A 21,690-nucleotide genomic window follows, 5' to 3' on the forward strand; every position below is an offset into this window, starting at 1 on the left:
TTAAGCTTTGCTAGAGATTAAAGATGAAGGTGAGGAAAAATTTCCTTCCCCAGTCCCCAATCCCCAATCCCCAGTCCCCAGTCCCTACTGGATCGCAGCTGTTGGACGATCGCTATTGGAAGAACGCAATATTGATGACAATTTTGCCGCTTTTTTTTGGTCTTCAACAGTGAATTCTTCATGATAAGAACGCTCTGTATTAACTGTCCAAAGGTCGTGATTTTCACCATACAAATTGCGTACAGCTAACATTGCTGTTAACATCGAATGATCTTGATTGTTGTAGCGGTGCATTCCGTTTCTGCCAACTGTTTGTAGGTTATCAAAAGCTTCTAAATAATCTTTAATTACCTGTAAATGTTGGCGATATTCAGCATCATAAACAGGGTAAGCTTTGCGCTGACGAATTACCACTCCATCTTCTACATCTCCAGGTTTTACACCTATGCCTAGTGCGATCGCTTCTTGACTGGCAAGTTTAATCAAATCTGCATCAGACATTTCCCACAAATCTTCGCCAACACTGCAAAAATATTCCATCCCTAAACAAGTTTTGCTAGGATCTGGAACCATTGCTAGACTCCAATTTTTGAAGTTTTGAATTCGTCCAACTTTGAATTCTGGACTGTGAACGTAAATCCAATTATCAGGGAACAACTTCTCTCGATTAATAATCAGCGACACGATGAGAAAATCCCGATATTTCAAACTTTGTGCTGCTTGTAAAACTTCTTTTGGCGGTAAAGGATCGAGACAACGTAACAAGGCAGACACAGGCATACTGGAAATAAAATGATTGGCATTTAATTCCAAAGTGCGATCGCCTTGACGCGCAATCACTCGCTTAATTCGCATTCCCACTCGTTCAATGCGAATCACACTAGTATTTAGATGAACTGGAATCCCTTTTGCTTCCAATTTTTCTTGGCAGCGTTCCCACATCATTCCCGGCCCTAAAATGGGATAATCAAATTCTTTGATTAAACTTTTTGCATTTTGAGAGCCAAAAAGAGCATTAATTACTGCACCTTTGAGCGACATTCCTTGAATCCTTTGCGCCGCCCAATCTGCCCGAATTTTACTACAAGGAATTCCCCAAACTTTTTCTGTATAAGTTTTAAAGAACATTCGATATAAACGTTCTCCAAAACGTTCTGTTACCCATTCTTCAAAAGTTTCTGCTTGCTTTTCAGGATTCAGCTTAACTTTGAGTCTTGCTTGCAGATAACTCATTAAAATTAAAGCACTGGGCGCAACTCCCAAATTCGATAAAGTATTGATTAAAGACAAGGGATAATTGTAGAACTTTCCCTGATAGTAAATTCGTGAGAGTCGGGGAACTTTAATAAAATCTTTTCCCAAAATTTCCTGCCAAAATTGTTGGACTTCATCGACTTTGGTGAAAAATCGATGTCCGCCAATATCAAAACGATAACCTTTGTAAGTTTCTGTACGGGAGATGCCACCAACTTTATCTGCTTGTTCGAGGACGATCGAGCGAGTACCACGCTTCATCAACTCGTAAGCTGCGGTCAAGCCAGCAGGCCCAGCACCAATAACTATAACAGGACTATATGCCACTACTCACTCACTCCACAATTAGACTGCTTAAGACAGCGATTAAACCACAAAAAAAGAAACTTCTAACGTTCAACAGGCAACAAATTCTTAATTTTTTGGCTGTTCCCTGCTTTTGGTTTTCCGTTTCCTCCTTCCTGTTTTAATGTATTTTTAGCTTATGGTACAGGTGATAGCGAATTGTGCCAATCACAAATGCTAAACCTCCATAAAAGAAATAAAACCAATGCCAGGGAATTACCCCAAATGTGAATAGTATGCCTCGTTTTTGCAGAAAAAAGCGATACAGGGGTAGATTTAGCCATAACAAGGCAAAACTAATTCCTAGACCAATTAACCACAAAATTGACCACCACCAGCCCCCTATCAGGCAAATTACCAGCAAGTAGGTCAAAATTAAACTCAGACGGCTAGAATTTTTTAAGTTGAGATCGTTAGAGAATTGTCGATCGCGCCACAGCAACTCCGTCCAAGGAATCGCCCGATAAAAAATCTCTGCCCGGAGCAAAGACATAACCCGCCAATCCTTCAAATGTTTTACCTGAACGGTTTTATCTAGCTTAATTTGATAACCCGCTCGTTTCAACCGATAACCCAACTCAATGTCTTCCACCGAGGGGTAGCGATAGCCCTCATCAAATCCCCCCACCGCCCAAAAAGCTTCCCGTCGCACTGCGCCACAAGCACCCCAAAAGGTCGAAGCTTCCTCAGATGAAGTTTGATGGGTGTAGTGATGGAATAAGTTTTTATACTGAGAGAGAAAGTTAGAGGCTCCTGGGCTATCATCATAAGAGCCAATCAAGGCATTGAGAGTGGGAGAATGGGAAAATGCTGCGATTAGGTTAGCGATCGTCTCGACAGTCAGCGTTACATCAGCATCAATAAAAAATAAAATCTCCCCTTTTGCAACTTCCGCCCCCTTGTTTCTAGCACGGGCAGGGCCACCAGGAGAAGGAAAAGTAATTACCTGAGCACCCAACTCTGCGGCTAACTTTCCCGAATCATCTGTTGAGCCATCATCAATTACGATAATTTCTAATAGCTTTTCGGCTACTGTACTCACACTTTGCAAACATTGGCGAAAGTTTTCCCCACCATTAAGCACTGGAATAATGAGAGAAATTGTGAGTGTAGATTTGGCTAACTCGCTGGTATCTGAAAAATTTTTATCGCTGAACTTCTTCTCTGGAAAAGATGACATAAATTAAGTTAAGTGGCGGGTATTTGAGCGATCGGTCTTTGGGGACAAAGTGCGATCGGATCATACGATAATTGAATCTAACCAATTTTGCAATTATTTAAACCAAAATCAAAAATCTAAAATCGAATGACTGTATTTCCTTATGACCAATTTGCCAAAGATTATCTAAAAGAATTGTTATCACCTTTGGGAGAGGTGGAAACAAGTCGTAATGTTCGTAGTTGTATGGGTAAATTGTTTGATGTTTTTGCTTTTTTAGAACGTCAAGCCAGACGAAATAATACCCGAATAGAGGAAACAGATTTACCTTTTCTTTGGCTAATTTCTCCTACAGCATCAGAGTCTCTATTATCAGGTTTTGGCGCTACACTTGATATGAACAACTGGGTGAGCGGAATTTATTTTCTTCACCCACACCTGAAAACGGGTGTTGTGGTAATTCACCAATTACCAGTAACTCAAAAAACACTTTGGTTACGCATTCTAGGTAAAGGGAGAGTGCAGCAACAAGCAATTGATGAATTGGCAGCACTTCCAGAAAATGACCCATTGCGAATTGTGGTGTTGGAGTTGTTAAGTAACCTCAAGACTATATTAGAAGTAAGCCAAAATTTAGAGCCAGAGGAGCAAGATTTAATCATGCGTTTGTCACCACTTTATGAACAACGTTTGGCTGAAGCTACTCAGCAAGGTATCGAGCAAGGTATTGAGCAAGGTATTGAACGCGGTATTGAACGCGGTATTGAACGCGGTATTGAGCAAGGTGTTCGCCAAGGACAGCGAATTTTTGTGGAGAATTTGTTGAGAGCGAAATTTGGAGAGTTGGATGAAGAATTAATGGGAATTATTGAGCCTTTGTTGGCTTTACCGCCCGCAGATTCAACTGCTTTGTTGTTGCAATTGTCCCGTGAGGAATTGTTGGCAAGGTTTGATTAGTTTGTACGATCCGTCAGACAACCTTTGCGATCGTAGATCAAGAGGATAGCTAACCCGAATTTTGTATTAGATGCAAGGAGATAATATTATTTCCTGAGTAAACTGCTTGCGACGAAAGTAAATCTAATCTATATTAAGTACGTTGTTGCGCTTCAGCGCTCTTATTACCAATATCGAGGAGAGCGAAGACAGCAGAACAACATACCCATTTAATTTTCAGGGATATTAAGAAGTGTCAAACCTAGCAAGTGTTTCCGATTCTCTTTCCCAAGTAGAAAACCAGAGTCTAGGAGAAATTGACAAGCTTGATAGGCAGTTATTTGACCATTTTAAAAGTAAATTTGTAATTCAGTCCTCACTTACCCGTCCTCTAGTTAGCTTTCAGGCTAACAAAATTAGACCGATTTATCGATGGTACAAATATAAAGAAGCTTTCTCAGCATGGCTTGTAGAGTATTTATTGCAAAAATATAGAATTACTCAAGGCAAAATTTTAGATCCCTTCGCAGGTAGTGGTACAGCTTTATTTGCTGCTAGTGAGTTAGGAATTAGTGCTGATGGAATTGAGCTATTAGCGATCGGACAACAAATAATTACTACTAAACAAATACTAGATACTGAATTTACATCAGAAGATTTTGAAAGATTAAAAATTTGGCATGAGTTAAAAGTTTGGCAAAAAAATGATGAAAAAATACCGTTAAAAGAATTAAATATTACCAAAGGCGCTTATTCCGAAACAACCAAAGATTTGATTAAAAGATATCTCGGAGCTTGTCAACAAGAAAATATTATAGTCCAAACAGTTCTGCACTTTGCTCTGCTTTGTGTCTTAGAATCTATAAGTTACACTCGCAAAGATGGGCAATATCTTCGCTGGGATTATCGCTCCGGGCGTGGATTAGGCAAAAAAAGCTTTGATAAAGGTGAAATACTAGAATTTAATCAAGCTATTACAAATAAACTGGCAGAAATCCTCAGTGACTTAGCTCCTAGTACACAACAATTGGAGCTTTTCCCAATAGACATTCATCCTGGTAAAATTCATCTTTATAAAGGTTCATGCCTTGAGATTTTTTCACTTCTACCTGAAGCTGAATATAATGCAATTATTACATCTCCACCCTATTGCAATCGATATGATTATACGCGTACTTATGCCTTAGAATTAGCCTTACTTGGAATTTCTGAAAAAGAGTTAATCAAGTTGCGCCAAGAAATGTTAAGTTGTACAGTCGAAAATAAACCAAAAGATTTATTAACAATCAATCCAGCCTGGAAAACAGCGCTAAATATTGCTGATGAACAAAGCTTGTTGCAAGGGATATTGAAATATTTAGACTTTCAAAAAGAACAAGGTAACTTAAACAACAAAGGTATCCCCAGAATGGTGAGAGGATATTTCTACGAGATGGCTTGTGCGATCCAAGAATGCTTCCGAGTTCTTAAACCTGGAACACACCTATTTATGGTTAATGATAATGTGCGCTATGCAGGTGTGAGTATTTCAGTAGATATGATTCTCTCTAACTTTGCCGAAAAGATGGGGTTTACTGTTGAGAATATCCTGGTTTTACCAGGTGATAAAGGTAATAGTAGTCAGCAAATGGGAAATCACGGACGCGAACCCTTACGAAAGTGTGTTTATGTATGGAAAAAGCTGTAATTTAAATTCTTATGTGTCCTTATCTTAATCATCTTCAATCTAGTGACGATCTGGTTGCAACATATCAAGCGACTCGTGCAGGTTTTATTACTTTGGCACTGGAAAAAAATCGACGTGCTACACCATATATTGCAGAAGCAAGGGTACTTCAAGAAGCCGCCTCTCAAGCAGAAAATCCTGCTGACTTGCTAAATATTAAAGGTATTGAAATGGGTTTATTAACGGCGGCAGGTTTATCAGATAAATCTCTTAAATACCTGATGCCAGAGGATAAAATAGAAGCGATAAACGGTCTGATAAAGAATGGCAGGTGAAATTTGGAATCAATTGGAAAAGGGTATTCTTTCTAACGCAGCAAATTTGAATCAGGAGAACCAAGTTGCATCTATTTCTCGGTGGTTGTATGGTTTGTAATAATACTTTTTCTGACAGCGTAGCAACCAGCGAGTTAATATTTGTTGCCGATCGCAGATTGCCTAAAATAAATTCTTAACAAACGTAGCCAGCGCAACCAAACTTTTGCAGGTTCGTCAAAAAAAGTAAAAATATCACCGAAAGCTTGGTTAGGTTTTTGATGGTGTATCCAGTGTCTTTCAGGAGTTGTAATAAAAAATATGTTACATAAAAAAGTTACTATTTTTGGAGTTTGTCCTCCTAAAATACTAATATGTCGCCACCAAACATGAAATTGACCTAACAGCAATCCGCCAAGAACGCCAATAGGGGAATAAGACCACAGAATTATTGCCAGTAATAAATAAGGAAGCGCACCCAAAATCCCATCTAGAAGAACCAGAGAATCAAACGTCAAAATGGCATAGTGGCGAAAATTCTTTTTCCCGCAATGATGCGTTTTCAAATGGAGTGTGCCAAAAATATGCTCTGGTATGTGATAAACAAAGGTAGAAAGGAAATCACCAAAAAATAGTAATAACCAAGTTACAAAGATAGTTTTAAGCATATTTTGGGTGCTTTGCTTGGGTCTGAGATAAATTAGGTTTTGTATTTCTGAGCAGGTTTAAATCTAGCTGTTGAAGGTTAAAAAACGGATACATTTCGTTAAAGATCGGGTTAAGACTTAAGTTTTTATTTTTTCCGGTTTCCACTTAACTCAATCAAGTTAAATTTAGGTTAATACTTTATTAAATGTTGATTTAATTTTGAATAAACAACAAAAACCATTAGTTTTTATAATTACTTCCATAGACTGCAATCAAGGTTATCAGTATGTTTGAGGTTTCCTGCTATTAAATGCCGATCGCAATAGCATACAAAACACTACTTTCTGTTCCCAGAAATTCTTGCACTTCATCATCAAAAAATGCGCCAATACCGCTACAATTTAATCCTTCATAAATTGCTCTGAGATATACTCGTTGTCCAAGTAATCCAGCCAGTTGCAAAGCTGTGCAATAATTCTGAAAGTCCCCGACGAAAAAGAATAAAACTGCACTATCTCTTCCGATCGCTTGATTAACGCAAAGATATCCCATTTTATCCCGAAAGTTACCGACTTTCAAGCATTTTTGTTTGTAATAAAGTCCAGGTTCTATTCCTACTACATCTTGGACAATTGCATAAATTTCGATCGCTTCGTCGCTTGGAGTAGCAATTGGTTGAAGTAAGGATTCCCAAACTGCTAAAAATGCTTCTTGAGTAATTTGTGTTTGGTGAAAACGTCTTGCGGAACGGCGTTTTTGAATCGATTGGAGATATGTTGCTTTATCAACAAAAAACTGAGGTTGGATAATTTCCTGCGTGCTTTTTGTTAGGGAAAGGGTAGCTTTGTAACCTGCTTCAACAAAGTGATTTGGTTCAAAATAATCAGTACCGGAAACAAAGGGAATTGGCGATCGCAATCTCCGCACCGCTTTTTCTTTCACATCTCCGACAATAATCGCAGTTGTCACAAATTCCTTATTTTCTAATCCTAAATCATCGTTGAGTGCTAACCGATCGAAATCGAATAAAATTTGGGTTTGTAGATCGTGCGTGTAAGCAGAAGCTTCGATCGCTCCTAGATGATGACCGCTATCTAAAAAACAATAACGCAAACTGCGATTTTTGTACTTCCAACTGGAACGGAAATACACACAACTAATTAATAAAATGTATCCTTTAACCAGGCAATTGTCAAATAAATAACCTTCCAATCCATCATCAATTAATTCATAAATTAAAGTCAGCGATTGGGTTTCCACTTCCAGATGATAAATCCCCTCGATGATTCCCTTAATCCCGCGAATTTGCACGTAAATTTCCGTAGGATAAAGCGCACCCGCAGAGGGATTTACCCGCAAGGAATAGCTACCTTCTCGATACATTTTTTGCGAACTAATCGCACTGGTAAAATGTAAAAATGAATGGCTGGGATTTTCCAGATCTAAGGGAAACCTGCGAAAGAATTTAGGATAACGTTTGAATGCAGCGGGTTGAGTTGAAGAATCGACATAATTGGGATCGATTTGCACCGAGAGAAATGAGAGTTTTGTCGCTTCGTGGTATTGATTTTTGGCAATCTTAGGCAGCATTTTTCAAAATCCTTAAAATTTCCCGATTTGCTGCAAAGTCGATCGCCAAAAAATCATCCAAATTTTTCAACTGAGAATTTGCACCTGCTGCTAAAAGCGCATTCACTATTTCCGTTTTACCTGCGGAAGCTGCATACATTAATACTGTCGCACCGTTATCATTTTGGTTATTGATATCGATTTTTGCTTCCAGCAGTAAACTCATTAAATCTAGACGATCGCGAAAACAAGCAAACCATAAAGCATTGTTTCCGTCATTATTTTTGATGTTAACATTTGCTCCAGCATCAATTAGCGATCGCACAACATTTACCTCACCTAATTGAGTCGCTTTCATCAAAGCTGTATCGCCATTACTTCCCCGTCGATCTAAATTTTCTGGATCAAATTCGTTAGCTAACAACCATTGATTCATGTCTACTGATGAAACTGCTACCACCATTTTTTCCTCCTTGTTCAAATCTTAAAGATACTCGTCTAACTCTACTTCCAAAATGCAATCAGAAGTTGGTTTAGCAACACAAGTCAACACATATCCATCAGCAATTTGTTTCTCGCTTAAGAAAATTTGTTCATCTTGTTCCACTGTTCCCGACACAATTTTTCCTTGACACATTGCACAAGCACCGACTACACATTCAAAGGGAATTTTGATGCCGTATTCAGCAGCTTGATCGAGAATAGATTCAGTCTCAGGTACATCAATTGTTTGCGAAAAACCTCGACTTTTGTTAATTAAAGTCACCTTGTAACTTGTCATAGTTTCCTCCTGGAAATAGCTTACTCATTTAGCCAAACTTAACTGAGGATTAATCGCTAGATTAACTAGCGTTTGAGTTACGTCTAATGGTAAATTAGGCTCAGTCCAGGTAATAGTCCAGCGATCGCCAGATCCCATAAACTGCATATCATTATCTATACCAGGACGACCCAAAATATCAATCATTAGTCTTGCCAAAACACATTGGCTATTTACTGAACTAATCGCTACGATCGTCATTACTGTATCCGTATCTTCCAGCATTTCTTGCTCGATAAACTCAATTTTCATCTGCCTCTCCATCTCACTACAAAAAGATTATTTCAGTTATCTTCTAACACCTGCAAACCGATTATTTAGCTGAGTAGCTTCATCCCAGGAAGGCGATCGATAATCTTCATTAACTGCGCGATCGACATACCCTACTAAATCAGGTAACTCTTCACCCCTAATCTCTCCATTAACAAACATTTTCAGTTTTTCTTCCCAACCTGTTGGGTATTCTCTGATGATGGGATGCTTCACAAAAATTGGTTGATATTCAGGTTTGTCAATATCGACAATAATATCTAAATAAAGAACTGCCAAAGGACGTACAAAAATTCCGGTAGCAGCAATCTCAAAATCAGCATCAATTTCCTTTTGTTTTAACACCACCACAAAATGTCCAAATGGGGGAATTTTATAAGGTAATTGACTTCTATTTTCTACAGGTTTTACCTCAACGTTATAACCCCTAGTTAACCCATCTGCCAAAGTCATGCCATCATAAAGTTGATCGGGATGGGGTACATAAATTGTAAATTGATGCAAATCTAACCAGGGATTTTGCGAAGGTTCATCACTGTCATCTTTCCAAGCATTGTAGTGCTTTCGCATCTCCTGACCAACATAACTTTCCTGATTACAAATATTGATCAACGAGATGTTGAGAACCTGCTGATCGAACTGAGTAGACCCTAAAATTTTTATCATTGAACTGACCTATTTTAGTAGTTTTTGTAATTATTTATGCGATCGCAAAGCCTAGCATTAGCTCGCTCTCTGCAACCTTAAAACAAATTACCTTTCCTCATTAGAAAGGAATCAACTCAACTATTCCGTACTTTTGAATACTGAAATATCAGCAAAATTATTTTTTATTCTGTATTAAAATAAACAAATATTATAAAATATGTAGATTTTTGAAAAATTTGACATACTTTTAAGGTACGTTAGATTCTTGCTAACGCACCAATTCTAGACAACTTACTGTAGAAAGGGAGCTAATTTATTTTCCTCGATCGCCTTTTCCAGATAACTGAGGTAGACGGAGATTTTTTATATCCAACCCTTTATTTTTAATGATGTGTCCGACTTGATTAAGAAACGCGATCGGCAAACTAACTTCTGTAGTTGTCAAATCCTCATTGTATGATTTGGCATGATGGAAGTAACTATCCGGTTCATTTTCCACAATAATGCCATTGACCACCATACCCAAAACATTCTGATTCGACTGAACTAAAAATCCTTTAGAAGCAGATGCACTAACAGTGTCCACCACCCCAGGACGTGCTACCAACAGCACACCATCAGCCATTTTGCCTAAAGTCAGCGCATCAGCCACCAGTACCAGAGGTGCTGTATCGATGATGACGAAATTATAAGTCTGAGAAAAGTCTTCAATTAATGAAGCCATCCGCTTAGAATCAAGCAAAGCTAAAGGATTAGGCGGTATGACTCCCGAAGGAAGCACATCTAAGTTAGGTATCACTTCTTTTACCGCTGAATTTACATCAGCTTGACCGACAATTACATCACTAAGTCCAGCAACATTAGTTAAGTTCCAAATGTGATGTTGAATCGGATGGTGCAAATCAGCATCGATTAATAACACTTTCTGTCCTAACTGAGACATAGCTAAAGCTAAATTAGCTGAAACAGTTGACTTACCTTCCTTAGAAACAGAACTTGTGACTACAATAACTTTTAATTCGCGATCGGGACTGAGAAACTTCAAATTAGCCTGAAGCATCCTGTAAGTTTCACTAATAATCGAATGCGGAGCATCTTTAACCGGAAGTTTCACCGTCTCATCTGCTTTTCTCATGGGAATTGGAAATACCAGTCTCTTCTTCCAAGAAGGAATCATCCCCAACACAGTATACTTAAATATTTGTCGTAACTCTTTGGCTGTTTTCAGCGTTGGATCTGCTAAATCTACTGAGAAAGCTACGATTACATAAATCATAGCTCCCGCTAAAAATCCCCCGATGATAAACAATTTTTTCTTGCTATCACCAGGCTTTTCGGGAATGCTTGCAGATTCAATTATCGTAGCATTACCAACATTTTGATTTTCAGCAATTTGTACTTCTTGGTAATTTTTTAAGAGCAATTGGTAGCTAGTTTGTGCTGCTTCCGTTTGCCGTTCCAAATCTCGTGCTTTTTCTTGTAATCTAGGTAAAAGATTGGCTCTTCTTCTGTAAGCTTCCCTAGTACTATTTAGAGTCGCTATTTGCTTAATTAAACCTAAGCGCTGTCCTTCATAAGTCACATAGTCAGTTGTTAGTTTTTCTTTCAACTCACTTGTTTGTAAACTATCATTTGGCGTTTGCGTTCTGGCATTGATAGACTGTTTTACCTGATTTTGTAGCAATACTGTAAGTGCTTTCTTTTTATCTTCTAAGTTTAGGATTACGGGGTTTGTTGCTGTAAAACGAGTACGCTCTAATGCTAACTGAGATTCTACTGTTTGCAATTGCTCGCGGAGATTCTCAATTGTCTTAGACTGATTAACGCTACTCAAATCAATAACTTTTTCTGGGCTCATATTGATCTTTTGCTTGAGTTCAGCAACTCTAGCTGTTGTATCTGCCAGTTGAGCTTGAGTAGTAGCAAGTTGTCGATCGATGCCAGTGATTACATCAACAGCCATCACACCTTCTTGTTCCAGAGCTACTATGTTATTTTTTTCTTTAAAAGAGCGTAAAGCTGCTTCGGCTTGCCGCAGATTAGCTTGAACTTTGGGTAGCTCCTGGCTAATAAATTCCTTAGCTGCTGCCGCCTGCGCTCGATTCTTCAATATATTATCTTCTATGTAAAGACTCATCAGTTTGTTGACGACATCGGCAGCTTCTTTGGCAGTTTTTGCTTTATAAGAAACTAGCAGGACATCTGTACCTTTGATCCCTTTCACTGTTAATCCTGACAAGAAGGCTTCTGGTGCGAGTAAGTTGCCTTTCTTATCTCTGAGATTGAGTGATTCTATGGTTTTTTGGACAATGGGAATTGAAGTGATGAGCTGGGCTTGTGTGTCTACGGGAGTGTTCAGCATATTTAGGGTATCCAACTGTCCTAACTTTTCTCCCGCTTGAGTAATCAGTGAAGAACTGGTATTTTGCTTTTGAAACAGCAGCTTTCCACCTGCTTCATAAGTGGGCGTTTTTTTCAGTGCAGATATGGTAGCTAGTGCAAAAATAGCTAAGAATGCTACCCCACCAGGAAGCCAACGCCGTTTGAGGATTAGCCCAAACTTTTGGAAATCTATGTCTTCGCTGTAGTCTTTAGGATTAATAGCACTCAGATGATTCATGATGATTCTACTCTCAGAAAGGATGGACAAGTGTTCTACAATACGGGTTGTCTTTAATGTGAACTTAAGAAAAGATATGGTAGTTTTTTTTACATAATTTAAGTGAAGTTGCCCAATAGGAAACTTAGGTATTTTTTCACTTTTAGTCAGATTATTATGTTGACTCACCTAAAAATGTTTTTATCATATCTTTCATAACCTTAACTAAATGAAATGGCAAGTAATTGGATATAAATACTGAAAAATACTGATATGGTTACTCAGTAAATCTACGGGGTACAGATTTGGCTCATAGCTATATAGTACCCAAAGAGGTAAAGAAATAATCAAATCAGACGATCTTAATGGACATACTATTCAATTTAGATATGCGAAGTATCTAAATTGAGGATGTTCCTAGTAATTGTATCAGTGTAGAGTTCTGAGTTAGTCGGTTAAAATAGTGCCTGGTTCTGGGTTGAATAACGGTGACTTGAGAACCAATGGCAGTAAAGTAAAAAGCTTAAAGTTGGTAGAGCATGAAGGATAACTATTTAGTTAGCATTGCAATTAATAACTACAACTATGGGCGTTTTCTAAGCCAAGCGATCGATAGTTCTTTAAACCAAAGCTACGACAATGTTGAAGTAATTGTAGTAGATGATGGTTCGACTGATAATTCACGAGAAATCATCGCTAGTTACGGGGATAAAATTATCCCAGTGTTCAAGGCAAATGGTGGGCAGGCTTCGGCTTTTAATGCTGGTTTTGCGGCGAGTCGAGGGGAAATTATTTGCTTTTTGGATGCCGATGATGTCTGTTTGCCCGAAAAAGCGGTTGAAGTGGTTAAAGCATTTGGCGATCGCACAGACTTAGAATGGTGTTTTCATCCCCTAAAATGGGTCGATGGCGAAGCAAAATCCTCGATCGAAAGAGGATTTAATTACCCGCCTGCCGGAGAATACGATCTAAGAGAACATATTAAAGGAGGCAAACTAAGAGATAAATTACCAGTTCTTCCTTCAACTTCTGGTTTATGCTTTAGACGATCGCTCTTAGAAAAAATCTTACCCATGCCGGAAGCCAAAAGAATTGGTCTGAACGATGGTTATTTGGAATTTACGGCGATCGCACTAAGCAAAGGATTACTCCTAGATCGAGAATTGGCACTTTATCGCGTTCACGGCAATAATGCCTACAGCATGAGGAAAGATAACCGCCTAGTCGCAGCTAGAATCCTGACCCTAACTGCCTATTGGATGCGCGTAAATTATCCATTTCTATCTAAATTTACCAACAATATATTTGCCGCTGCTTTGGGTGCATTTTGGCATAGCGGAGGTGTAGAACCAGAATATCAAGAATTTGTCAACAAATACTTCAGTTCACTCACACCTCTGGAAAAAATAGAAATTAACGCCAGGGCTATTTACCATCGTCTAAAACCGTGAACCCAAAAATTGAAAAAGCATTAGCAATTTTCGGTCTGCTCGTTTTCTCCGGCGTAATCGGTATGGTCAGCTATGGTCGGGGCTCCGACGGAGCAGGAGGAAGTGCAGGAGGCAGCAACCCATTTGACAAAATCATGATGGTGCTGAGATATGCTTACTATGGTTATACCATTTTCATGCTGACAGTACGGCTGAAAACAGTAGTTCGTCCGGCTCTCAGGGATGTCTTAATCTGGGGTTTGATGGGAGTAATTGTGATGTCCTATCTCTGGTCTGATTTCCCAGATATATCCGAAAAAAATGGCAGATTAACATTGCTCACATCCCTATTCGGGCTATACCTCGCTTCCCGCTATAGCATGAAAGAGCAAATGAGTATCTTGCAGTGGACATTCGGTATCTCTGTAGTTTTCAGCTTGTTATATAGTGGGGCACTTCCTAATTATGGAATCGAACAAGGAACCCATAAAGGAGCTTGGCGTGGTCCTTTACTCCACAAAAATCACTTCGCTCGCTTCATAGCTATATCCACAGTACCTCTGTTATTTGCAGCCTTGAAAGCTAAAAAACATCGGAAAATTATCTGGGGTATTTTTATCCTTTCAATTCTTCTAGTTCAGCTGAGTACTTCCAAAACTGGCCTCCTAGTTTTTTTCACCTTAATGCTACTTGTACCGCTATGTAAAGCATTGCAATTAACCAAATCAGTAATTGTTCCCTTTTTGATTTTCATCGTTTTAATCGGTGCTAGTGCAGCGACATGGTTAGTTAATAATTGGGAGCCTTTTCTCTACGGTCTTGGCAAAGACCCAACTCTCACGGGACGCACAGACATCTGGGCATTTGTCATCGATAAAATTAGAGAGCGCCCTTGGTTAGGCTTTGGTTATGAAGCATTTTGGGAACCGGGAGGAGAAGGAGAAAATGTAAAGTTTTATATTCTCTTAGTGTTATCTCAAGCTCACAATGGCTATTTAGATGTAGCAGTTCATTTGGGATTAATTGGGTTCGCACTTTGGTTTGGTAGTTTGATACTTTGCTTTTTCAGAGGACTAATTTGGGCAAGAGTTGGCGGAGAAATAGAAGACTTGTGGCCTCTGTTGTATGTAATATTTTTATTAGTGTACAATAATACTGAGTCTACTATTGTAGAAACTAATTCTTTCTTCTGGATATTATACGTGGCAGCAAGTTTGTCCATGAAGCGAATTCGGGCAGTAATACCGGGAGCTTGGGAAATTGAAACTGAGAATAAAAAGTTAGTTTAAATCTCTCAAATAGCTCTGGGAGGGTAATTAATTAAGCGTACTTTGGACTAGAAAAAATGCCGGACATAACTCTTTTTATGGCAGGTCTTGGTGGTGGTGGAGCAGAAAGGGTAATGCTCTACTTAGCTCGTGGTTTTGTCGAAAAAGGTCTAAGTGTAGACTTGGTTTTAGTCAAAACAGATGGCCCTTCTATATCTTTAATTCCGCCCCAAGTGCGAGTAATCAACTTAGATACTCGAAGATTGTTGCGAAGTTTTCCCGCCTTGATAAGTTACTTGCGAAAAAATCAGCCTAAAGCTTTACTTTCAGCAATGGAAGATATCAATGTGGTGGCGCTTTTATGTCGGTGTTTGGCAGGAGTATCAACGCGAGTGGTGGTAAGCGTACACAACACGCTTTCAGTGGAGTCACAAACATCAACTCAAATCAAAAAGCGACTGGCACCTTATTTAGCAAAGTTATTTTATCCTTTAGCCGATCGAGTAGTGACAGTATCGCAAGGGTCAGCAGATGATTTAATTAGTTTGGGTTTATCTCCAGAAATTGTCAAAGTAATTTACAATCCCGTAGTAACACCAGAATTACTGAAAAAAGCTGCCGAACCTTTGACCCATCCTTGGTTTTTACCTGGAGAATCTCCGGTAATTTTAGCTGTGGGACGTTTGGATAAGCAAAAAGATTTTCCGACTTTAATTCGTGCTTTTGCTCAAGTTAAACAGCAACGTCCGGCAAGGTTGATGATATTGGGAGAAGGTCAAGATAGAAACCTTTTGGAATCTTTGGTGCAGGAATTAGGGTTAGAAAAAGATGTGGCTTTACCTGGATTTGTGGATAATCCTTTTGCTTATATGAAGCGATCGGCATTGTTTGTCCTTTCTTCATTATATGAAGGATTGCCTACGGTGTTGATTGAAGCGATCGCAGTAGGAACTCCAGTAGTATCCACCGATTGCAAAAGTGGGCCAGCAGAAATTTTAGAAAACGGGAAATACGGAAAGTTAGTGCCTGTGGGAGATATTCCCGCTATGGCAGAAGCAATTATTAACGCTTTAGAGAACCCCTTAGATTCAACCTTATTGCAGCAAAAATCAGGAGAATTCTTATTAGAAAAGGCCGTGAAACAATATCTAGAAGTTTTACAGATTGCTAGGAGATGAAAACTATGGAGCTAAAAAAGATTTTGGTTACTGGGGATGCGTTTTTTATCAATCGCCATCAGCCTTTATTTACAGCTATGTCTCCCCATTTAGAACAATTAGATTACCTAGCTCAAGGAAGTTTAGAGCAAACTAAACGAGGGCAAAAAATAAAGAAGCTTTTACCTAAGTTTCTCCTGAAACCTGCGGAAAAGTTATTGCGGAAAAATCAGCAAACATTTGTCAAAAAATCTTTAGAAACCGAGCAAAAAATCCGAGAATTGGAATATCATCCCAATTTAGTTTTTCATATATTTGCCCTTTATTGTCCATTTTGGGAAAATTTCGATATTCCTTATGTTATGTTGTTAGACTACAATATGGCACTAGCAGCAAAAAATTGGCCTGCTTGGTCTCCTTTTAGTAACCAAAAAGAACTTAATTTTTGGCTGGACTGCGAACGCAAGGCTTATGAAAAAGCTCATCATCTTTTTCCGATGAGTAATGTAGTGAAAAAATCCTTAATTGAAGATTACGGCATTCCAGGCGAAAAAATAACGGTGGTAGGTGCTTCTGGCAATTATACTGAACCATATCAAGGGAAAAAAAGCTTTGGTAGTAAACAAATTTTGTTTAATGGTTCTGATTTTGAAAGAAAGGGTGGAGATTTACTTTTAGCGGCTTTTAAGCAAGTAAAGCAAGCCATTTCCGATGCTAAATTAGTGATAATTGGGAAAAATTTATCTATCAACCAAGAAGGAGTTGAAAATCCCGGAATTATTCGTTCTGCTGAGGCAATGCGCGAGTTATTTCTCACATCAGATTTAGTAGTTGCACCTGCTTATTGCGATCCTTTTCCGGTTTTTTTAATGGAGGCGATGAATTATGGAGTACCTTGTATTGTCACTGATAAAGATGGAATGCCAGAAATAGTGGATAATGATATTAATGGTGTGGTTATTCATGAGCCTACACCGGAAATTTTAGCTGATCGCATCATCAATTTGCTTACCAATCCTGCTTTATTAAATCAAATGTCTGGACAAGCAAGAGACAAGATGAAAAATAAATTGAACTGGGATAAAATAGCCGCTAATATTATCCAAGTTCTATCAGCTAATTAATTTAGCACAAAAATAGCCAAACTAGTAACTAATAGGAGTTTAAATATTATGCAAAATATCAGCAACGAATTGTTCAAGGAAACCTCTTTCTGTACTTGTTCCTATCTTAGTTCTTTAAGTAATTACCGTGCTTCCTTAGTGCGTAACGCCATAAAAACTTGGGATCAATTTCTCGAACTTCCGTTTAAGGATAAAATATTTTTAGATGATGGCAGTCCTGATGTGAATGGAATTAGATTACTTAAACAAACCAGTAATCTTAATAAATTTGACGATATTAAATACAATACCTTAGTTCATGCACCTCACAGTAATTTTGGCATTATTAACAGTATGGTAATTTGCCAAGGTGACTATATTCTCCATCTTGACGACGATATAAAAGTAACTACTTCTTATGAAAGTTGCTTTAAATTTATCGAACAGAGTTTGGAAATTTTGGAAAAAGATGAAAGTATTTTGGGCATCAATCTTTTAACCATGCCAAAAGAATTCGATCCAGCCTGGTTTCCCGGTGATGATTACCCAAGAAGTGATATTTTTGCTCATCCCAAAAAATACTTTGGCACAGCTGCTTGCTTGATCAAAAGAAAGCTTTTAGAAAGAGTAACTTTAGCAGATATTATTAATTGGGGCGCACAACAACCAAACACTTGGGAAGTATTAGTTTCTGACGATCCTGCATCTTTTCTTGTCAGTAAGATGGACACTCCTTTTGGATTAGATTTAGATGCTTGGGTTTATCAAAGCGTTAGCAATAAAAGTTGGCGAGGAATTAAGAAGCGGATGAAATACAATTTGGGTAAGTACTTTCCATTTCTAAAATAAACTACAGATCCCCGACCTCTTTAAGAAGTCGGGGGTCTCTCTTTTCAGCTTAAGAATGTTTTAAAGTGTTTTTTAAGCTAGAGTAGCTTTTTTTAATTAACCATTTACCCAAAAGTTTAGCTTTTCTTGTGGCAGATAAGCCTTGAATATCCAAATAGGAACTATTAAAGAATTGTCTGATAGCTTGCAGAGGAGAATCAGACGCATAATTGCATACTTCTAACCAGTAACCTGCTAAAACTTGATGAAAAGTAGATTGAGGGTATACCTTAGCAATTTGATTTGCCTCCAAAAGTTTATTTAACCATTTGTTAGCTTCTATAACGAAATCTCGATCTTTTTTTAGTTCTAAATTTCCTAAGCGGCGATGAACCAACATTTCTTGTTCTGTTGGTTGTAAATTTAAAGCTGAGAAATTTCTTTTATCTATTTCGTAGAAGTAGTAATATTTTTGCGACATCAGTTCTTCATCTGACAAGTTTTTGCCGTACTTGCGCCATCTGTAATAAACGAGAACTTCTGGAATATTTGCGACTTGAAAATGTCTGGCACCTCTACAGTATAAATCCCAATCTTGAGCACGTTTCAGTTCAACTGAATATCTCAAGGAATATTCGTCTAAATATTTCCGACGAATAATGGTTGAGGGGTGACATAAAACTGCTTCAAACAAAGTCCGACAGTGAACGATTTCTGGGTTTACTGCACATCGCCACAATTCTCCTGCAACTTCGCCAATTGTTTTTACCCAACTACCACAAATACCAACTTCGGGATGAGAGTCCATGTAAGCAATTTGTGTGGCAAATCTTTGGGGTAAATTAATGTCGTCGGAGTCTATGGTAATTATGTAGTCGCCGCTAGAAAGATCGATTCCCCGATTACGACTGTAACTAGTACCGCTATTCTTGTCATTCAAAAATAATTTAATGCGGGGATCTTTGTAGGATTTAATAATTTCTACGCTTCTATCGCTAGAACCATCATCGATAATAATAAACTCAAAGTCTGTGAAGGTTTGGTTGAGGACGCTATCGATCGTTTCTTTTAAGTATTCTTCCCGGTTATAAACAGGCATGATGGCACTAGCGTGAGGATTTTGAGTAGACATAGTAGTTCCTTAAATTTAGTAATTCACTCCAGTTTTTACCGAAAGTTTCATCGCTTTCCTAAGTTTGCGAACCAACTTTTTTTGGTAAATACTTAGGTTTCGGTTAATATCTTCTAATTTTAGCAAAGCTTCTGCTGGTAATCCTGTTATACCTTGCACTTCCTGCATACACTTCCGACGGCAAAAATTCATTGGTTCTGAGTAAACTTGCGAATTATATAATGTTGGTTTAGGGCCAGCCCAATGAATTACACAAGCGTCATCTCCTTGAACTAATAAGCCATTTTTAGCAACGGAAAAGCGATTTTTTAATTCATTTGTTGTAAATTTCGGCACAATAACTTGAAAGCTTGATTGTCCCAAGCGCAGTTTTCCCACATCAGCATCTCGAAAGATCATCAAATTCAAAAATCCTTGTTCTCCTAGCCAAAATATGTTGGGATTTTCCTTAACAAAATCCAACATATAAATATATTCATCTAGGTTAAAAATGTCTCGTTTGGCAAAGAATGTTCCTGTACAAAAATATTCTCCAAAATGTTTTTGCCAATCAAATTTGGGAAAGTGTTTTTCTATTTCTTGGGGTTTAAAAAAAAATTGGGAGAACTCTGCAAAGGAATCTTTGTAAAGGGGGCGATCGACAATCACATCAAAGTCTTTAAAATTGGCGTATTTGAGTATATCTCCCCACACAATAGTATCGGCATCAAGGAAGAGGAAATTCTTCCAAGGACTTTCCCAAAAGGCAACCATTTTAGTTAATCCCCAACCAAAACTTCTCTCTCGGAGAATTCTATTTTTAACATTTAAGTGATTAATGACTTTCACCCCGTAGACTTTTTCTAATTCTGGGGCTGAAAATTCGCCGTCAATAATTAAGCAAATTGGTACATCACCCAAGAAATATCTAATGCTACCGCAACAACCTTTAGCATAGTGGTAATCTTGGTCGTAGCAGGCGATGATAATTCCAAAGTCTTCCATAAAAACACTTCCCTGAATTGTAAGTTGTCGTCAAGTGGAGAGCTATGCTCTTCTTATGGTATTAACTTATCGGACTACCATAAATTTTTGAAAGTGAAATAATTGAAAGTTAATGCCCTAGTCATAATCCAAGCAAGCTGACGTGCTGGGGGATAGATGAAACAGAGAACATAATCGGTAAAGGCGTAGGAAACAACTGTGGCGATCGCAGCACCATTTCCCCCATAAATCGGAATCAACCAAAAATTTAATCCGATATTCATTACCGCACCACAACAAGTAGTAATTAAAGCGTATGTAGCGCGACTTTCCGCAATAATCCAAATACTTTTAGCCCAGCCAAAAAATCCAAATACTGCTGACCAAATGTAAATTGATAACATGGAACTAGCTGGCGCATATTCTTGACCAAATAATAGAACAATCAGCGGTTTTGACAAAAAGATCATCACAATGGCGAGTCCAAAAGTAATTACTGCCATCATATTGAACAACTTTTGTAGTTTGTTATAGTAAAGCGTTCGACTTTCTTCCCTAGCTTTCACAATTGAAGGGGTGACAGAACCGACGATCGCACTAGCAATAAAATACCAAAGTTCCGAAATTTTCGCTGCTACTGAATAGAACCCTACAACTTTATCACCCACTAATTGACCTAGCATGATTTGGTCAATTCTTACATAAACCATAATCGCAAAACCTGACAGTATGAGCGCCCAACTTTCTCGAAGTAAAACTTTAGCACGTTGCCAGCTTACACGCCATTCTAACAAGCTTTGTCTCTTGGCTTTATAAGCTATTATTAAACCTATAGCACCCAAAATACTTTCTACCACCATCGCCCAAGCAAAGGCAACTAAAGGTGCTTGCATTTGAATCAAAACAACTCTCAACAAAGTTGCTAGAAAAAAAGCTGTATTCTTAGCAATAACTGTATATTTTGATTTAACTTGTGCTTGGAACCAAAATTCGATCGTATTAAAGGCATTAAAAATAGTTGCCACCGCCATAATAGTTGCCAAAATAGTAGTTAATTGGCTATCGCGGTTGAAAGCAAAAACAGTGGCAGCTGTGATTATAACTGTAGCTATCCCACCAAAAATTCTTAATGCTAAAGCTGTACCCATTGTTTCGTCTTTACATTCGGGATCGCGAACAATATCGCGCACGACTATTTGATCCAACCCCAAACTAGAAATAATGGTAAACAGCGCTACATAAGCACCAGCATAGTTGAAAAGTCCAAATTGCTGCGGTTGTAAGTAACGGGCTACCCAAGCACCGACTATTAGCCCTGCACCCATGCGGAGAATGCGATCGCCAAATAGCCACCCTATATTACCAATAATCTTGCGTAATTCTGGGCTAATGTTTTGTGTTGCAGAAATGAATTTATTGAGCATAGCATTTTACTTTAAATACCTTTTTTTCACCTTTACTTAAGTTCCATTAAGATTTGAACCATAAGCAAAGAAAATTTGCTTTCCTCAGCTAGCTAGATGCACCATTAATTAATTTTTCTATTTACCCTTGTCTAATTCGTCAGATTTGACGCTGCAT

At 38.3% G+C, this 21,690-nt stretch carries 20 protein-coding genes and 1 pseudogene; 9 read left to right on the forward strand and 12 right to left on the reverse strand.

The annotated features are described in order from the left end of the window. Positions 1-84 precede the first annotated feature (84 nt). Entirely contained in the window at positions 85-1,581 is a 1,497-nt protein-coding gene (locus ACE1CA_RS24740; protein ID WP_413277198.1) for an NAD(P)/FAD-dependent oxidoreductase, read from the reverse strand. A 139-nt stretch (positions 1,582-1,720) separates the two neighbouring features. Next, positions 1,721-2,779, reverse strand: a complete 1,059-nt coding sequence (locus ACE1CA_RS24745; RefSeq protein WP_413277199.1) for a glycosyltransferase family 2 protein — start codon at positions 2,777-2,779, stop codon at positions 1,721-1,723. 126 nt (positions 2,780-2,905) lie between these two features. Between ACE1CA_RS24745 and ACE1CA_RS24750 the strand changes: the two genes are divergently transcribed. From ACE1CA_RS24750 to ACE1CA_RS24765, 4 genes and pseudogenes are all read left to right on the forward strand, one after another. Beyond that, positions 2,906-3,715 carry a hypothetical protein gene (locus ACE1CA_RS24750; protein WP_486517521.1) on the forward strand — a complete coding sequence of 270 codons (810 nt, stop codon included), beginning with the start codon at positions 2,906-2,908 and terminating at the stop codon, positions 3,713-3,715. 232 nt (positions 3,716-3,947) lie between these two features. Continuing rightward, positions 3,948-5,381 carry a site-specific DNA-methyltransferase gene (locus ACE1CA_RS24755; protein WP_413277201.1) on the forward strand — a complete coding sequence of 478 codons (1,434 nt, stop codon included), beginning with the start codon at positions 3,948-3,950 and terminating at the stop codon, positions 5,379-5,381. 11 nt (positions 5,382-5,392) lie between these two features. Beyond that, positions 5,393-5,686 (forward strand): annotated as a pseudogene (locus tag ACE1CA_RS24760) (AvaI/BsoBI family type II restriction endonuclease); the annotation flags it as partial. Then, the gene (locus ACE1CA_RS24765; protein ID WP_413277203.1) at positions 5,685-5,795 is read left to right on the forward strand and encodes an AvaI/BsoBI family type II restriction endonuclease; all 111 of its coding nucleotides are present in this window, start codon (positions 5,685-5,687) and stop codon (positions 5,793-5,795) included. The pseudogene ACE1CA_RS24760 and the gene ACE1CA_RS24765, both read left to right, overlap by 2 nt. A gap of 34 nt (positions 5,796-5,829) precedes the next feature. Here ACE1CA_RS24765 and ACE1CA_RS24770 read toward each other — a convergent pair whose 3' ends face one another. The 7 genes from ACE1CA_RS24770 to ACE1CA_RS24800 all read right to left on the reverse strand — a co-directional run bounded on the left by ACE1CA_RS24770 (position 5,830) and on the right by ACE1CA_RS24800 (position 12,249). Beyond that, on the reverse strand, positions 5,830-6,342 hold the full coding sequence (locus ACE1CA_RS24770; RefSeq protein ID WP_413277204.1) for a sterol desaturase family protein: 513 nt from the start codon (positions 6,340-6,342) through the stop codon (positions 5,830-5,832). 286 nt (positions 6,343-6,628) lie between these two features. Then, entirely contained in the window at positions 6,629-7,912 is a 1,284-nt protein-coding gene (locus ACE1CA_RS24775) for a SagB/ThcOx family dehydrogenase (protein WP_413277205.1), read from the reverse strand. Further along, a complete protein-coding gene (locus ACE1CA_RS24780; protein ID WP_413277206.1) occupies positions 7,902-8,354 on the reverse strand; it encodes an ankyrin repeat domain-containing protein in 453 nt (150 codons plus the stop codon). The genes ACE1CA_RS24775 and ACE1CA_RS24780 overlap by 11 nt, the downstream gene beginning before the upstream one ends. 21 nt (positions 8,355-8,375) lie before the next feature. After that, positions 8,376-8,672: a 2Fe-2S iron-sulfur cluster-binding protein gene (locus ACE1CA_RS24785; protein WP_413277207.1), complete on the reverse strand. Its 297-nt coding sequence runs from the start codon at positions 8,670-8,672 to the stop codon at positions 8,376-8,378. Between the two features lie 24 nt (positions 8,673-8,696). Next, on the reverse strand, positions 8,697-8,963 hold the full coding sequence (locus ACE1CA_RS24790; protein WP_413277208.1) for a hypothetical protein: 267 nt from the start codon (positions 8,961-8,963) through the stop codon (positions 8,697-8,699). 36 nt (positions 8,964-8,999) lie between these two features. Further along, a complete protein-coding gene (locus ACE1CA_RS24795; RefSeq protein WP_413277209.1) occupies positions 9,000-9,647 on the reverse strand; it encodes a hypothetical protein in 648 nt (215 codons plus the stop codon). A gap of 295 nt (positions 9,648-9,942) precedes the next feature. Further along, positions 9,943-12,249 (reverse strand): GumC family protein, encoded by a 2,307-nt coding sequence (locus ACE1CA_RS24800; RefSeq protein WP_413277210.1) that lies wholly within the window; start codon positions 12,247-12,249, stop codon positions 9,943-9,945. Between the two features lie 518 nt (positions 12,250-12,767). Here ACE1CA_RS24800 and ACE1CA_RS24805 point away from each other — a divergent pair. From ACE1CA_RS24805 to ACE1CA_RS24825, 5 genes are read left to right on the forward strand one after another with little or no spacing between them, the layout of a single operon-like run. After that, the gene (locus tag ACE1CA_RS24805) at positions 12,768-13,679 is read left to right on the forward strand and encodes a glycosyltransferase family 2 protein (protein ID WP_413277211.1); all 912 of its coding nucleotides are present in this window, start codon (positions 12,768-12,770) and stop codon (positions 13,677-13,679) included. Then, complete coding sequence (locus ACE1CA_RS24810) at positions 13,676-14,947, forward strand: O-antigen ligase family protein (RefSeq protein WP_413277212.1); 1,272 nt, start codon at positions 13,676-13,678, stop codon at positions 14,945-14,947. The genes ACE1CA_RS24805 and ACE1CA_RS24810 overlap by 4 nt, the downstream gene beginning before the upstream one ends. Positions 14,948-15,003: 56 nt before the next feature. Beyond that, entirely contained in the window at positions 15,004-16,104 is a 1,101-nt protein-coding gene (locus tag ACE1CA_RS24815) for a glycosyltransferase (protein ID WP_413277213.1), read from the forward strand. Positions 16,105-16,109: 5 nt separating this feature from the next. After that, positions 16,110-17,207 carry a glycosyltransferase family 4 protein gene (locus ACE1CA_RS24820; protein WP_413277214.1) on the forward strand — a complete coding sequence of 366 codons (1,098 nt, stop codon included), beginning with the start codon at positions 16,110-16,112 and terminating at the stop codon, positions 17,205-17,207. A gap of 48 nt (positions 17,208-17,255) precedes the next feature. Further along, positions 17,256-18,035 carry a hypothetical protein gene (locus tag ACE1CA_RS24825; RefSeq protein WP_413277215.1) on the forward strand — a complete coding sequence of 260 codons (780 nt, stop codon included), beginning with the start codon at positions 17,256-17,258 and terminating at the stop codon, positions 18,033-18,035. 49 nt (positions 18,036-18,084) lie between these two features. On the opposite strand, the gene ACE1CA_RS24830 is transcribed toward ACE1CA_RS24825, so the two are convergent. From ACE1CA_RS24830 to ACE1CA_RS24840, 3 genes are all read right to left on the reverse strand, one after another. Further along, a complete protein-coding gene (locus ACE1CA_RS24830) occupies positions 18,085-19,146 on the reverse strand; it encodes a glycosyltransferase family 2 protein (protein ID WP_413277216.1) in 1,062 nt (353 codons plus the stop codon). 15 nt (positions 19,147-19,161) lie between these two features. Next, on the reverse strand, positions 19,162-20,130 hold the full coding sequence (locus tag ACE1CA_RS24835) for a glycosyltransferase family protein (RefSeq protein WP_413277217.1): 969 nt from the start codon (positions 20,128-20,130) through the stop codon (positions 19,162-19,164). Positions 20,131-20,204: 74 nt separating this feature from the next. After that, entirely contained in the window at positions 20,205-21,533 is a 1,329-nt protein-coding gene (locus tag ACE1CA_RS24840) for a flippase (protein WP_413277218.1), read from the reverse strand. Positions 21,534-21,690 lie beyond the last annotated feature (157 nt).

The sequence above is a fragment of the Floridaenema evergladense BLCC-F167 genome (assembly GCF_041929205.2).
Taxonomy (GTDB): domain Bacteria; phylum Cyanobacteriota; class Cyanobacteriia; order Cyanobacteriales; family Aerosakkonemataceae; genus Floridanema; species Floridanema evergladense.